This window comes from Stenotrophomonas sp. YJH_SMC_64, assembly GCF_059371375.1.
In genome coordinates, this window is record NZ_JCAFUN010000019.1 from 40,092 (window position 1) to 54,555 (window position 14,464).

The 14,464-nt window shown below is 66.7% G+C and carries 15 protein-coding genes; 11 read left to right on the plus strand and 4 right to left on the minus strand.

Annotated elements, in window-relative coordinates:
- Positions 1-27: 27 nt before the first annotated feature.
- Positions 28-969, minus strand: coding sequence for a prolyl aminopeptidase (gene pip / locus AC5P9L_RS18970; protein ID WP_014646006.1), 942 nt, complete (start codon positions 967-969; stop codon positions 28-30).
- 48 nt (positions 970-1,017) lie between these two features.
- Complete coding sequence (gene prmC / locus AC5P9L_RS18975; protein WP_043033785.1) at positions 1,018-1,875, minus strand: peptide chain release factor N(5)-glutamine methyltransferase; 858 nt, start codon at positions 1,873-1,875, stop codon at positions 1,018-1,020.
- Positions 1,876-2,229: 354 nt separating this feature from the next.
- Here prmC and ahpC point away from each other — a divergent pair, with 354 nt between their 5' ends.
- The 5 genes from ahpC (at position 2,230) to AC5P9L_RS19000 (ending at position 7,192) form a co-directional block, all read left to right on the plus strand.
- Positions 2,230-2,793 carry an alkyl hydroperoxide reductase subunit C gene (ahpC, locus tag AC5P9L_RS18980; RefSeq protein WP_005408159.1) on the plus strand — a complete coding sequence of 188 codons (564 nt, stop codon included), beginning with the start codon at positions 2,230-2,232 and terminating at the stop codon, positions 2,791-2,793.
- Positions 2,794-3,016: 223 nt separating this feature from the next.
- A complete protein-coding gene (gene ahpF / locus AC5P9L_RS18985; RefSeq protein WP_495230692.1) occupies positions 3,017-4,609 on the plus strand; it encodes an alkyl hydroperoxide reductase subunit F in 1,593 nt (530 codons plus the stop codon).
- Positions 4,610-4,694: 85 nt separating this feature from the next.
- Positions 4,695-5,657 (plus strand): LysR substrate-binding domain-containing protein, encoded by a 963-nt coding sequence (locus tag AC5P9L_RS18990; RefSeq protein WP_005412310.1) that lies wholly within the window; start codon positions 4,695-4,697, stop codon positions 5,655-5,657.
- Between the two features lie 123 nt (positions 5,658-5,780).
- The gene (rnk, locus tag AC5P9L_RS18995) at positions 5,781-6,185 is read left to right on the plus strand and encodes a nucleoside diphosphate kinase regulator (protein ID WP_005408156.1); all 405 of its coding nucleotides are present in this window, start codon (positions 5,781-5,783) and stop codon (positions 6,183-6,185) included.
- Between the two features lie 50 nt (positions 6,186-6,235).
- Positions 6,236-7,192 (plus strand): transaldolase, encoded by a 957-nt coding sequence (locus tag AC5P9L_RS19000; RefSeq protein ID WP_005408155.1) that lies wholly within the window; start codon positions 6,236-6,238, stop codon positions 7,190-7,192.
- Between the two features lie 671 nt (positions 7,193-7,863).
- Here the strand turns inward: AC5P9L_RS19000 and msrA are convergent.
- Together msrA and AC5P9L_RS19010 are read right to left on the minus strand one after the other, a co-directional pair.
- Positions 7,864-8,529 (minus strand): peptide-methionine (S)-S-oxide reductase MsrA, encoded by a 666-nt coding sequence (gene msrA, locus AC5P9L_RS19005; RefSeq protein WP_049418682.1) that lies wholly within the window; start codon positions 8,527-8,529, stop codon positions 7,864-7,866.
- 30 nt (positions 8,530-8,559) lie between these two features.
- Positions 8,560-8,823, minus strand: coding sequence for a putative signal transducing protein (locus AC5P9L_RS19010; protein ID WP_005408153.1), 264 nt, complete (start codon positions 8,821-8,823; stop codon positions 8,560-8,562).
- A gap of 259 nt (positions 8,824-9,082) precedes the next feature.
- On the opposite strand from AC5P9L_RS19010, the gene AC5P9L_RS19015 reads away from it, so the two are divergent.
- The 6 genes from AC5P9L_RS19015 to AC5P9L_RS19040 all read left to right on the plus strand — a co-directional run bounded on the left by AC5P9L_RS19015 (position 9,083) and on the right by AC5P9L_RS19040 (position 14,458).
- On the plus strand, positions 9,083-10,831 hold the full coding sequence (locus AC5P9L_RS19015; RefSeq protein WP_012479204.1) for a glutamine--tRNA ligase/YqeY domain fusion protein: 1,749 nt from the start codon (positions 9,083-9,085) through the stop codon (positions 10,829-10,831).
- Positions 10,832-10,874: 43 nt separating this feature from the next.
- Complete coding sequence (locus tag AC5P9L_RS19020; RefSeq protein WP_262101802.1) at positions 10,875-11,528, plus strand: hypothetical protein; 654 nt, start codon at positions 10,875-10,877, stop codon at positions 11,526-11,528.
- A gap of 51 nt (positions 11,529-11,579) precedes the next feature.
- Positions 11,580-12,302, plus strand: a complete 723-nt coding sequence (locus tag AC5P9L_RS19025) for a DUF6348 family protein (RefSeq protein WP_262101797.1) — start codon at positions 11,580-11,582, stop codon at positions 12,300-12,302.
- Positions 12,303-12,399: 97 nt separating this feature from the next.
- Positions 12,400-12,960 (plus strand): nucleoside deaminase, encoded by a 561-nt coding sequence (locus tag AC5P9L_RS19030; RefSeq protein WP_004154307.1) that lies wholly within the window; start codon positions 12,400-12,402, stop codon positions 12,958-12,960.
- A complete protein-coding gene (gene rlmM, locus AC5P9L_RS19035) occupies positions 12,944-14,011 on the plus strand; it encodes a 23S rRNA (cytidine(2498)-2'-O)-methyltransferase RlmM (protein ID WP_005408149.1) in 1,068 nt (355 codons plus the stop codon). Before AC5P9L_RS19030 ends, rlmM begins: the two co-directional genes overlap by 17 nt.
- A 51-nt stretch (positions 14,012-14,062) precedes the next feature.
- Entirely contained in the window at positions 14,063-14,458 is a 396-nt protein-coding gene (locus AC5P9L_RS19040) for an EF-hand domain-containing protein (RefSeq protein WP_005408148.1), read from the plus strand.
- The last annotated feature ends 6 nt before the right edge of the window (positions 14,459-14,464 follow it).

Consider the following 14,464-nt stretch of genomic DNA (forward strand, 5'->3'; position numbering starts at 1 on the left):
TTGCCGGCCAGCGGCCGGCACTACCGATCAGGCGAAGCTATCGGTAGCGCGTACCAGCGCGTCCACGTTCTCGGCCTCGAACGCCGAATGGCCCGAGGCCGGGGTGATTTCCAGCTTCGCCTTCGGCCAGACCTTGGTCAGGTCCCAGGCGTTGGCCAGCGGGCAGACCACGTCGTAGCGGCCGTGCACGATCACGCCGGGGATGTCGGCGATGCGGTGCGCGTCGCGCAGCAGTTGGTCTTCCACCTCGAAGAAGCCGCCGTTGACGAAGTAGTGGTTCTCGATACGGGCGAACGCCAGCGCGAAATGCGGGTCTTCGTGGCTGTTGATGAAGTCGTCATCGACATGCAGGAAGCTGGTCGCGCCTTCCCACACCGCCCAGGCCTTGGCCGCTTCCAGGCGGGTGGTCTCGTCGTCGCTGGTCAGGCGGCGGTGGAAGGCCGAGATCAGGTCATGGCGCTCCACCGACGGGATCGGCTTCAGGTAATGCTCCCACGCATCCGGGAACAGGCGGTTGGCGCCTTCCTGGTAGAACCATTCCAGTTCCCAGCGACGCAGCATGAAGATGCCGCGCAGGACCAGTTCGGTCACGCGCTGCGGATGGGTTTCGGCATAGGCCAGCGCCAGGGTCGAACCCCAGCTGCCACCGAACACCTGCCATCGATCGACCTTGAGGTGTTCGCGCAGCTTCTCGATATCGGCAACAAGGTCCCAGGTGGTGTTGTCCACCAGATCGGCGTGCGGGGTGGAACGGCCGGCACCGCGCTGGTCGAACAGGATGATGCGGTACTTGGACGGGTCGTGGAACTGGCGCATCTTGTCGCTGCAGCCACCGCCCGGGCCACCGTGCAGCATCACCACCGGCTTGCCGTCCGGGTTGCCGCACTGCTCGAAGTACAGCGTGTGGCGGTCGTCGACCTTCAGGGTGCCGACGTCATAGGGGGTGATGGCGGGGTACAGCGTACGCATGCTTGCAGCTCCAGGGTGATGCCCTGCCGGGGCAGGAGAACCTCCATTCTAGGCCGGACGCCGGCCCAGGGTGATGCGGTCGCGCTGCTCCAGATCCTGCACGGTCTGCACCTCGGCAAACCCCGCCGCGTCGAACAGCGCGCGGATCGCCTCGCCCTGGTCCCAACCGTGCTCGATCAGCAGCCAGCCGCCGGGCAGCAGGTGGGCCTGGCCACCGTCGACGATGCGGCGGATGTCGTCCAGGCCATCCGGACCCGAGGCCAGTGCGGTGGCCGGCTCGAAGCGCAGGTCACCCTGCTCCAGATGCGGATCGTCGCTGGCGATGTACGGCGGGTTGCTGGCAATCAGATCAAAACGCGCGCCCTGCAGCGGCGCATACCAGTCGTGCCCGCCTTCGGCGAAGCGGACGTTGCGCAGATCATGGCGGGCGGCATTGCGCGCGGCCACGGCCAGCGCGCCCGGGCTGGCGTCGGTGGCCAGCACCTGCGCCTGCGGCCGTTCGCTGGCCAGTGCCAGTGCAATCGCACCACTGCCGGTGCCCAGGTCGGCCAGCTGCAGCGACTGGTCTGGCGACAGGCGCTCCAGTGCCAGCTCGACCAGCAGCTCGGTTTCCGGACGCGGGATCAGCGTGGCCGGGTCGACCTCCAGGTCCAGCGTCCAGAATCCGCGACGGCCGGTCAGGTAGGCCACCGGCTCACCGGCCACGCGGCGGGCCAGCAACGCCTCGAAGGCGGCCTGGTCATTGGCGGCCAACGGATCGGTGGCGTGCGCGAACAACCAACTGCGCGGGCGGTCCAGTACATGCAGCAGCAGCAGTTCAGCCTCGTGGCGGGCTTCGATGCCGCCGAGACGGGCACTGGCCTCGGCCACGATCTGGCGCAGGGAGGGTTCGGTTTGGAAAGACATTCCGCAATTGTAGAGCCGTGCCCATGCTCGGCTGCTTCTGGAACAGCGGAACATGGGCTCGGTTCCAGAGATCCGCAGTCGAGCGTGGCTCGACACTACAAAAAGCTGCAATCCGTTCAGGTTCTGCCGGAGGGAATAAGGAGGGGCTATCGGCCCCTTTCCGCGCCTCCGGGAGATTTCCCTTGTCACACAGCCAGTTGCAGGATGGGAGCGGAAAGGTTCAGTGCCTGCTCATGACCGAATGATAGACTCCATCTATCAAATAGATGCAATCAATGGATTGTTCTTATCGCCAGCGAGTCGGTAACCTAGCTCCTGTCGATTCACCCACTCCCCTTCACCAGAGGAAAAACGATGTCCCTGATCAACACCCAGATCCAGCCGTTCGAAGCCAACGCTTACCACAATGGCGAGTTCATCAAGGTTTCCGACGCCAGCCTGAAGGGCCAGTGGTCCGTCCTGATCTTCATGCCGGCCGCCTTCACCTTCAACTGCCCGACCGAGATCGAAGACGCGGCTGACCATTACGCCGAGTTCAAGAAGGCTGGCGCCGAGGTCTACATCGTCACCACCGATACCCACTTCTCGCACAAGGTGTGGCACGAAACCTCGCCGGCCGTCGGCAAGGCCCAGTTCCCGCTGGTCGGCGACCCGACCCACCAGCTGACCAACGCCTTCGGCGTGCACATTCCGGAAGAAGGCCTGGCGCTGCGCGGCACCTTCATCATCAACCCGGAAGGCGTGATCAAGACCCTGGAGATCCACTCCAACGAGATCGCCCGTGACGTTTCCGAGACCCTGCGCAAGCTGAAGGCTGCCCAGTTCACCGCCGCCAACCCGAACCAGGTCTGCCCGGCCAAGTGGAAGGAAGGCGAGAAGACCCTGACCCCGTCGCTGGACCTGGTCGGCAAGATCTAACGCAGTACCGGCCTTCCGTGGCCCCACGCCACGGCGCGCCCTTCATCCCCATGCCGGTGCCCTACCGGCGTGGGGGTGAACCCAAGACAGCCAACGCTCGCCCGCCTTGGCCAGCCAGCCCCTTCCACGGTCGCTGTCTTGGGTTCACCCCTACCCCCAGCTGGTCCGCTACCTTGTACAGCGGTGCCACGCCCCCTGTTTGCCTGAAGCCAGGAGAAGACCGATGTTGGACGCCAACCTGCAGTCGCAGCTGAAGACCTATCTGGAGCGCGTGACCCGCCCGATCCAGATCACCGCGCACGCCGACGACGGCGCCAAGTCGCAGGAGATGCTGGAACTGCTGCGGACCCTGGAAAGCCTGTCGGACAAGATCTCGCTGCAGGTGCTGCGCGATGGCCAGGGCCGCGTGCCGTCCTTCGACCTGGGCCCCCCGGGGCAAGACATCCACCTGACCTTCGCCGGCCTGCCGATGGGCCATGAGTTCACCTCGCTGGTGCTGGCGCTGCTGCAGGTGGGCGGTCATCCGTCCAAGGCCACCGCCGAGCTGATCGAGCAGGTGCAGAACCTGGAAGGCGAGTACAGGTTCGAAACCTACTTCTCGCTGTCCTGCCAGAACTGCCCGGACGTGGTGCAGGCGCTGAACCTGGCGGCGGTGCTCAACCCGCGCATCCAGCACGTGGCCATCGACGGTGCCCTGTTCCAGGACGAAGTCGAGAAGCGCGAGATCATGTCGGTGCCGACCGTGTACCTCAACGGCGAAGTGTTCGACCAGGGCCGCATGACCCTCGAGCAGATCGTGGCCAAGCTGGACACCAATGCCAGCAAGCGCGATGCCGAGAAGATCGCCGCCAAGGACGCCTTCGACGTGCTGGTGGTGGGCGGTGGCCCGGCCGGTGCTGCAGCGGCGATCTACGCCGCACGCAAGGGCATCCGCACCGGCATCGCCGCCGAGCGTTTCGGTGGCCAGGTGCTGGACACCATGGCGATCGAGAACTTCATTTCGGTGAAGGAGACCGAAGGCCCGAAGCTGGCCACGGCACTGGAACAGCACGTGCGCGAGTACGAGGTGGACATCATGAACCTGCAGCGCGCCAGTGCGCTGGTGCCGGCCGGCGAAGACGGCCTGGTGCAGGTGCAGCTGGAGAACGGCGCGGTGCTGAAGTCGCGCTCGGTGATCCTGTCCACCGGCGCGCGCTGGCGGCAGATGAACGTGCCGGGCGAAGACCAGTACCGCAACAAGGGCGTGGCCTACTGCCCGCACTGCGATGGCCCGCTGTTCAAGGGCAAGCGCGTGGCGGTGATCGGCGGCGGCAACTCCGGCGTGGAAGCGGCCATCGATCTGGCCGGCATCGTGTCGCATGTAACCCTGCTGGAGTTCGATTCCAGCCTGCGCGCCGATGAAGTGCTGCAGAAGAAGCTGCGCAGCCTGGCCAATGTCACCGTGCTGACCAGCGCACAGACCACCGAAGTGCTGGGTGACGGCAGCCGTGTCACCGGCCTGGTCTACAAGGACCGCGTCGGCGGCGACGCCCACCGCGTCGAGCTGGAAGGCATCTTCGTGCAGATCGGCCTGCTGCCCAACACCGAGTGGCTGAAGGATGTGGTGGCGCTGTCGCCGCGTGGCGAGGTCGTCATCGACGACCGCGGCCAGACCAACCTGCCGGGTGTGTTCGCTGCTGGCGATTGCACGACGGTACCCTACAAGCAGATCATCATTGCCATGGGCGCCGGTTCGACCGCCGCACTGAGCGCGTTCGACCACCTGATCCGCTCGTCGGTGAGCAACAGCAGCGGTGCCGTTGCTGAAGCGGCCTGATCCACCGTTCCCAGATCACCGGGAACATTGTCTGCCTGTCGGGTAACCATGCCGTCAGCCGGTCCGTTACCCCTGGGGTGTAAGGATGAACCTACGTGATCTGAAGTACCTGGTAGCCCTGGCCGACCACAAGCATTTCGGCCGGGCTGCCGCCTCCTGCTTTGTCAGCCAGCCCACGCTGTCCACCCAGATCCGCAAGCTGGAAGAGGAACTGGGCCTGCCGCTGGTGGAACGCGCACCGCGCAAGGTGATGCTGACCCCGGCCGGCCAGGAAGCGGCGGCACGGGCACGGGTGATCGTGTCCGAAGTGGAGCAGCTGAAGGAAGCGGCGCGACGCAGCCGCGACCCGGAAGCCGGGACGGTGCGCCTGGGGATCTTCCCGACCCTCGGTCCGTACCTGCTGCCGCATGTGATCCCACGCATCCGCGAGCGCTTCCCGGAGCTGGAACTGCTGCTGGTCGAGGAAAAGAGCGATGTGCTGCTGGACCGCCTGCGCGAAGGCAAGCTGGACGCCGCGCTGCTGGCGCTGCCGGTAATCGACGACCAGCTGCACGCCGAGTTCCTGTTCGAGGAACCGTTCCTGCTGGCGGTGTCCGGGCGCCACCCGCTGGCCCGCCGCGAACACCTGGATGTGCAGGAACTGGCCACGCAGAAGCTGCTGCTGCTGGAAGATGGCCACTGCCTGCGCGACCAGGCGCTGGAAGTGTGCCGCCTGTTCGGCGCCAACGAGAAGTCCGAGTTCCGCGCCACCAGCCTGGAGACGCTGCGGCAGATGGTTGCCGCCGACGTCGGCATCACCCTGCTGCCCAGCCTGTCGGTGCAGCCGCCGGTGCCGCGATCGAACAACATCCGCCTGCTCGACTTCACCGGCGAGGGCCGTCCCAGCCGTCGCATCGCCATGATCTGGCGCCGCAGCTCGGCCATGAACGACTTCCTGATGGAACTGGCCGACCAGTTCAAGCGCCTGCCGCAGGCGCTGTTCACCCTTGATGCGGTGAATGCCACCGGCGAAGCGACTGCTCTGCCCGGCCCCGCCCTGAACGGCTGAACCCCCACAGCACCGGCCTGGAATCGGCAGGAGTCGATTCCGGCCGCATTTGTCCCCACAATACAGACAGGCGGCGCCAGCAGGTGCCGCCTTTTGCATGGCTTTCAACCAAGGAGCTTCACCATGAGTACCGCCAGCGGCCTGCCGCCGTCGATCACCGTTTCCACCTTCGACATGGACCGCCTGGACGCCATGCTCGAATCCCCTGCGCTGAGCCAGACGCCTGCCGCGCTCGCGCTTGCTGAAGAACTCAACCGGGCCACCGTGCTGGCACCGGACCAGATTCCCGAAGGCATCGTCATGATGCATTCGCGCGTGGAGTGCGAAGATGAAGTGTCGGGCGAGAAGCACGTCCTGACCCTGGTCTTCCCCCGCGAAGCCAACGTCGATGAAGGCAAGGTTTCCGTGCTGGCCCCGGTCGGCAGTGCCCTGCTCGGCCTTTCGATCGGCCAGAGCATCGACTGGAACGCGCCCGGCGGCCGCAAGCTGCGCCTGCGCGTGACCGCGGTCCACAACGACCGCCCCTGATTACCGCTGCGCACCGCGCGCGATTCGATCCCCCTGCACCAGGAGCCGTAATGAGTACCCCGTCCAAACTGTCCCAGCTGCGCGAACTGTCCGTGGTCGTTGCCGATACCGGTGACTACGAGGCGATCAAGCGCCTGCAGCCGGTGGACTGCACCACCAATCCGACCCTGGTGAAGAAGGCGCTGGACCTGCCGGTCTACGCCGAGCTGATCGAACGCGAACTGGCCTGGGGCCGCCAGCAAAGTGGCGACCGCGAAGCCGTGGTGCACGCCGTGGCCGACCGCCTGACCATCGGCGTCGGCGCGCTGCTGAGCACGCTGGTGCCGGGCCGCGTGTCCACCGAAGTGGACGCCGACCAGGCCCACGACACCGCCGCCACCGTGGCCAAGGCCCGCCAGTTCATCCAGATGTACGCCGATGCCGGCGTGCCGCGCGAGAAGATCCTGATCAAGATCGCCGCGACCTGGGAAGGCGTGGAAGCCGCGCGCATCCTGCAGGCCGAGGGCATCGACTGCAACCTGACCCTGATCTTCAACCCGACCCAGGCGCTGGCCTGCAGCGAAGCCGGCGCGTTCCTGATCTCGCCGTTCGTCGGTCGTATCCTCGATTGGTACGTGGCCAACGGCCAGACCCCGGCCACCATCGACGAAGACCCGGGCGTGAAGTTCGTGCGTGGCGTGTATGCCGAATTCAAGCGCCGCGGTTCGCCGACGGTGGTGATGGGTGCCTCGTTCCGTTCGACCGCGCAGATCGAAGCGCTGGCCGGCTGCGACCGCCTGACGATTTCGCCGGACCTGCTGGAGAAGCTGGACGCTGACCACGGCGAGCTGCCGCGCAAGCTGGTGGCCGGTGCAGCGGACGGCGCGGCGGTGACCCCGATCGATGCGGCGAAGTTCGCGGCGGACCTGGCGGCCGATCCGATGGCCACCGAGAAGCTGGCGACCGGCATCGAGGCGTTTGCCAAGGATCTGGAAGCACTGCGCGAGCGGATCCGCGCGGCACTGTGATACCGGCCAACGGCTGAGCCCCTCGTGGCGGGTCGGTTGGTCGCGAAAGGCATGAAGCAACAGCCGTGCTGGGTCGGGCGGGTTGGGTTCGCGGGAGACGCCGTGAATCCATCCCTGGAGGCTTGGCCGCCGCATCCATGCGGCGGACACTCCCGCGAACCCAACCCGCCCGCCCTCTGACAGTTTCCTGTGGCCGCCCGCCACGGAAGAAAGAAAGAAGAGCAACAGCGGGTCGCGCGCTTCGCTTGCTCGGAGCCGAGCATGGCTATGCCGGTCGTCCTGACCGGCACCCTCCGGGCCGTCGCGCAAGCGACGTTGGCAGCGGCTCCTGCCGCTGCCTTCGGCTCTACAGAAAGCACTGCAGAACCAAACAAAAAGGACGCGGCGAACGCCGCGTCCTTTTTGTTTTTCTTCAGTTCGTCAGTAACCAATGCTCTCGCCCACCGTCACCGGGAAACTGTCGAAGGTGGGACGGGTGCAGATGGCGGGACCGTCCACGGCATGGATGCCGTGGCCGAGCCCCCAAGGACGGGTTTACGGCGTGTCCCGCCATCTGCACCCGTCCCGCCAAACTCACAGCAAACCAGAGCCGCTTGGCTTTGGCTTTGGCTTTGGCTTTGGCCTTGGCTTTCAGCCGTTGACGTTGCCCGCCGCAGGCGGACCACCGCGCGTCAGCGCGGCGCCTCCACATCCAACCCGATCGGGCAGCTCACGCCGGTGCCGCCGATGCCGCAGTAGCCGTTCGGATTCTTCGCCAAGTACTGCTGGTGATAGTCCTCGGCGTAGTAGTACGCCGGTGCCGGGTACACGATCTCGGTGGTGATCGGGCCGTAGCCGGCCGCATCCAGCTGCGCCTGGTAGGCCTCGCGGCTGGCCAGCGCGGCCTTGTACTGGGCTTCGTCGGTGGCGTGGATCGCCGAGCGGTACTGGGTGCCGGTGTCGTTGCCCTGGCGCATGCCCTGGGTCGGGTCGTGGCTCTCCCAGAACAGCTGCAGCAGGCGCTCCAGGCTCACCACCGCCGGGTCGAACACCACCTGCACCACTTCGGTGTGGCCGGTCAGGCCCGAACAGACCTCTTCATAGGTCGGGTTCGGGGTGATGCCCCCGGCATAGCCCACCGAGGTGCTGTACACGCCCGGTTCGGTCCAGAACTTGCGCTCGGCGCCCCAGAAGCAGCCCAGCGCGAAACGGATCTGCTGCAGGCCGGCAAAACGGTCCTTCAGCGGATGGCTGTTCACGAAGTGCTGGTTGCTGTGCAGCGGCAGCGGCTGGTCACGCCCCGGCAGCGCCTCTTCCGGGCGTGGCAGGCGCTGCTTGAAGGCGCCGATGCCGAGGATGCCCTGGCCAATTCCCAACATGATGCGCTCCTACGCCGGAAGTCCGGCTATGTCGTCTGCATCTGAAATGGGGGCGTCCGGCGCGTGGCCCAAGTCCAGCGCCGCCACGATGTCCTCGGCCTGCGGGCGTGCCGCATCGGGGATTCCCACCCGCAGCACACCGAACAGCGGCAGCTCGCCCATGCCGCCCAGCAGCTGCTCGCCAAACACGAAGGCCGGGATGCCGGCATCTTCCAGCGCGTGCTTGACCAGGTGGGCGTCGAACAGGTTGTCGGCCTTGTACACGATGTGCATGCGGCGGCTCCGTGGGACAGGGTTCCAGCATACGCCCGGGGGCTGAATGGTAGTGGTGACGGCGCATGACCGTTCTGCCGGCCAGCGGCCGGCACTACCCATCCACCTTCCGGTAGCGCCGGCAGCGGGCCGACGGAATGTGGATCGCCGTGCAGTTGGGTAGTGCCGACCGCTGGCCGGCATCCCCACACCCCACCGGGCAGCCCTGCCCCGTACGCGCTAGACTGTTGGTCTTTCTGCCCTTTTTCGCCCCAGACTCATGTCCGAGCACACCCCCGCCAGCCCCGAGACCCCCGCCGACAGCCACGAGAAGCGCGATTTCATCCGCCAGATCGTGCGCGAGGACCTGGCCAGCGGAAAGCACCAGGCGATCAAGACCCGCTTCCCGCCGGAGCCGAACGGCTACCTGCACATCGGCCATGCCAAGTCGATCTGCCTGAACTTCGGCATCGCCGGCGAATTCAGCGGCGTCTGCAACCTGCGCTTCGACGACACCAACCCGGCCAAGGAAGACCCGGAATACGTGGCTGCGATCCAGGACGACGTGCGCTGGCTGGGCTTCGAGTGGAACGAGCTGCGCCACGCCTCGGACTACTTCCAGGCCTATTACCTGGCCGCCGAAAAGCTGATCGAGCAGGGCAAGGCCTATGTCTGCGACCTGTCGGCCGAGGAAGTGCGCGCCTACCGCGGCACCCTCACCGAGCCGGGCCGCCCGTCGCCGTGGCGCGACCGCAGCGTCGAGGAAAACCTCGACCTGTTCCGCCGCATGCGCGCCGGTGAGTTCCCGGATGGCGCGCGCACCCTTCGCGCGAAGATCGACATGGCCAGCGGCAACATCAACCTGCGCGATCCGGCGCTGTACCGCATCAAGCACGTCGAGCACCAGAACACCGGCAACGCGTGGCCGATCTACCCGATGTACGACTTCGCCCACGCGCTGGGTGATTCGATCGAGGGCATCACCCACTCGCTGTGCACGCTGGAGTTCGAAGACCACCGCCCGCTGTACGACTGGTGCGTGGACAACGTCGATTTCGCCCATGACGATGCGCTGACCCAGCCGCTGGTCGATGCCGGCCTGCCGCGCGAAGCCGCCAAGCCGCGCCAGATCGAGTTCTCGCGCCTGAACATCAACTACACGGTGATGAGCAAGCGCAAGCTGATGGCGCTGGTCACCGAGCAGCTGGTGGACGGCTGGGAAGACCCGCGCATGCCGACCCTGCAGGGCCTGCGTCGCCGTGGCTACACCCCGGCCGCAATGCGCCTGTTCGCCGAGCGCGTGGGCATCAGCAAGCAGAACTCGCTGATCGACTTCAGCGTGCTGGAAGGCGCGTTGCGCGAAGACCTGGACAGTGCAGCGCCGCGCCGCATGGCAGTGATCGATCCGGTCAAGCTGGTGCTGACCAACCTGCCGGAAGGCCATGAAGAACAGCTGACCTTCAGCAACCACCCGAAGGACGAGAGCTTCGGCAGCCGCGACGTGCCGTTCGCACGCGAAGTGTGGATTGACCGCGAGGACTTCGCCGAAGTGCCGCCGAAGGGCTGGAAGCGCCTGGTGCCGGGTGGCGAAGTGCGCCTGCGCGGCGCCGGCATCATCCGCTGCGACGAAGTGATCAAGGATGCCGGCGGCACCATCACCGAGCTGCGCGGCTGGCTGGATCCGGAATCGCGTCCGGGCATGGAAGGCGCCAACCGCAAGGTCAAGGGCACCATCCACTGGGTCAGCGCCGTGCATGGCGTGCCGGCCGAGATCCGCCTGTACGACCGCCTGTTCTCGGTGCCGAACCCGGATGATGAATCGGAAGGCAAGACCTACCGCGATTACCTCAATCCGGAATCGCGCCGCACCGTCACCGGCTATGTCGAGCCGGCCGCGGCCAGCGCCGCGCCGGAGCAGTCGTTCCAGTTCGAACGTACCGGCTACTTCGTCGCCGACCGCCGCGACCACACCGAAGCCAAGCCGGTGTTCAACCGCAGCGTGACCCTGCGCGATACCTGGTCGGCCTGAGGACCTGCGCGGGCGCCAGCACGGCGCCCGCATGACCACGACGATGATCACCGCCCTGTCCGCCCTGCTCTGGTTCATCTCGCAGCATCCGCTGCTGACGTTCTTTTCGGCGATGGTGCTGGCCGGGCTGGTCTCGTGGTGGCGGCGCTTTCCGGGCTACGCCATCGTGGTGTTCCCGCTGGCGATGCTCAACATGTTCCTCGGCCATTTCCTCAACGCCACCTTCCTCAACGTGGTGGGCGAGCGTGGTGAAGCGGTGATCGTCAAGGCCGAGCGAACCAGCTCCACGCTCAACGAGCAGTACATCTGGCGCTACGAAGGGGTGCTGCGTACCGCCGAGGGCCGCGACGTGGACGTGGTGTTCCACACCAACACCGCTTCGCTGTGGCCGCTGGAAAACGCCATCCGTATCCCGGCGCGCGACCAGCCGTTCGTGGTCAAGTACACGCCGGGCTTCCCACGCAACTTCGTCATCCTCACCAATGAATCCCCGCACGGCGTCGCCCAGGCCCGGGCCAGCGCGCGCGAGCGGGTGGAGGTGGCGGCACGCAAGCTGCATTTCAGCCCGGGCAATGCCGATTTCCGCGCGGACTATCGCCGCGAGCTGGAAAGCTGGCTGCGCGACCACGGCAACGATCCGCAGCAGCAATCCGACGCGCAGCGATATCGCGCCGAACTCGACGCGCTCGACCGCTAGATGCCCAGGCCCTGCCTGGATGTTCCACCCCATCCACCCCACAGGCCTGACATGACCACGACCTCCGCCGCTCTCCTCCCGCTGCTGCAGCAGGTCCTTCAGGACGCGGGCGTCGCCAGCCACGTCGACGGCAACGCGCTGCTGCTGGACAGCGGCCTGCGCCTGACCCCGCATGCAATGGCCGCACACGCGCGCGACAACGGTGGTTGGCAGACCTCCACCGTCATCGAAAGCCAGCATCCGCGGTTATTCGCCGATGGCCTGTTCGAGTACCAGCACGCAAATGGTGCCGATGAGCAGGCATCGCTGTTGTCCGGCTTCCAGACCTGGGTGCGGGTAGACCTGGCGACCCTGCAGACTGCGATCGGCGCCGAAGATGCACAGGGCCTGCCGATGATGGGCCTGACCTATCCGGCCGGTGACAATGGCGAGGAACACGAGCGCACTGTAGTGCTGGGGCCGTTGGCGCACTACCGTGCACAGGAAGTGGATGCCTCCACCTGCAGCGAAGACGATCATGGCTCCTGCCCCTGCTGCCTGTTCACCCGCAGCATGGAGGCCTTCGACGAGCTGCTGAAAGCCCGCCAATTCCTCGCCATCCGCCTGTTCGCCTCGCGCGATGCCGACGGCCTGTGCGAGGCCGATTGCCGGGTCAACGGCCACGACTTCGCCGCCGCCCTGCCCCTGCTGCGCGCCTACGCGGCCAGCTGGCCGCAGGCCGGGCTGGAGTTCCGCAAGCAGTACGTGGTGATCCGCACCGGCTCGCCAGGCTGACCCACGCCCACACCCGATACAGGCCCGTGCGGCTACACTGCGCGCCGGTTCCCCAAGCAACCGCACTTTTTCCCATCCCACACGAGGCACCCCCGCGATGCTGTACGCGCAAGTCCACCTGACCCTTCCCGCCTGGATCCACGACCAGATCGACCTGGATCGTCGATATCCGGGCGATGAGGCCAAGGTCGCGCTGGCGATCGAGCTGTCGCGGCTGAACGTCGAGCACGCCAGTGGCGGCCCATTCGGCGCGGTGGTGTTCGGCCCGGATGACAAGGTCATTGCCGCCGGCGTGAACCGGGTGATGCCGCATGCGACCTCGCTGGCGCACGCCGAGAACATGGCCTACATGCTGGCCCAGCAGCGCCTGCAGACCCCGCGCCTGAACGCGGTGCTGTCGCCGGTCACCCTGGCCACCAGTTCGCAGCCGTGCTGCCAGTGCTATGGCGCTACCGTGTGGGCCGGCATCGACCGCCTGCTGATCGGTGCCAACTCGGCCGACGTCGAAGAGCTGACCCCGTTCGATGAAGGCCCGCTGCCGGCCGACTGGGTGGGTGAACTCAACAAGCGCGGCATCGAAGTGGTGCAGGGCCTGAACCGCGACGCCGCGCGCAGCGTGCTGCGTGCCTATGGGGAAAGCGATGGCGCCCGTTACTGAGACCGGCATCGGCCTGCTGTGCCTGTGCCGGCAGGGCTTCGAGCCCGAGTTGGCCGGCGAGCTGCAGTTCCGTGCCGGCGAAGCCGGTTTCGCCGGTTATGCGCGTACCCAGCGCAATGACGGCTATGTGCTTTTCATGTGCGACGAAGCTGCGGCACTGGCTCCGCGCCTGCGCTGGCGCGAGCTGATTTTCGCGCGGCAGAAGCTGGTGGTGCTGGCCGAGCTGCCGCAGCTGGACCCGGCCGACCGTATTACCCCGATGCTCGACGTGCTGGCCGATGCGCCGCGCTTCGGCGACCTGTGGGTGGAACACCCGGACTCGGACGCCGGCAAGCCGCTGTCCGGGTTGGCCCGCGCCTTCGGCAACGCACTGCGCCCGGCGCTGCGCAAGGCCGGCAAGCTGACTGACAAGCCGAACAACCGCCTGCCGCGCCTGCACGTGGTGTTCGTCGACGGCACCCACGCCTTCGTCTGCGTGGCCGACCCGGCCGACAGCGCGCCGTGGGCACTGGGCATCCCGCGCCTGAAGCTGCTGCCCGAAGCACCCTCGCGTTCGGCGCTGAAGCTGGACGAAGCACTGCTGACCCTGCTGACACCGGAAGAACGCGAAGCACTGGCCAAGCCCGGCATGCGTGCGGCCGACCTGGGCGCCGCCCCCGGCGGCTGGACCTGGGTGCTGACCCGCCAGCACATGCACGTGTTGAGCATCGACAACGGCCCGCTGCGCCAGCACGTGCTGGACACCGGCCTGGTCGAGCACCTGCGCGCCGATGGCTTCCACTGGCATCCGGAACAGCCGCTGGACTGGATGGTCTGTGACATGGTCGAGCAGCCGCGCCGCGTGGCCGAACGCATGGCCACCTGGTTCCGCGAAGGCTGGTGCCGGCACGCGATCTTCAACCTGAAGCTGCCGATGAAGAAGCGCTGGGACGAAACCCGCCTGTGCCTGGACCTGTTCCAGGACCAGGCCGGCAAGCCGCTGGTGGTGCGTGCCAAGCAGCTCTATCACGACCGTGAGGAGATCACCGTACTGGCGTCGCCACTGCGCTGACGCCATCACGTCCGCCGGGCATACCCCGGCGCTGCAGAGGAAGGAGCATCCATGCGACATCGAACGATTCCGCTGCTGATCACCCTGCTGGCCGCCGCACCAGCGGTGGCCCAGCAATTGCCGCACACCCCGGCACAAAGCCAGCCGCTGGGCCCCACCGGCGGCGCGATCCGCCAGCAACCGCTGGATGCGGGCCGGGTCAGCGGCAGCGTCGAGATTCCGCAACCGGCCGGCGAGGCGCAGGTGACCGTGCGTTCGCTGGAACCGAGCAGCGTGGTTGGCCAGTACCGCATCCACTTCGCTGCGCTGGATGTGAACGGCGATGGCTTCATCAGCCGCGAGGAAGCGCAGGCGAATCCGGCGCTGGCCGATGAGTTCAATGCGTTGGACGTGAAGCGTCGCGGCAAGCTGGATCGTGCCGACCTGGCCGGCTGGCTGGTCGACTGAAAAAGG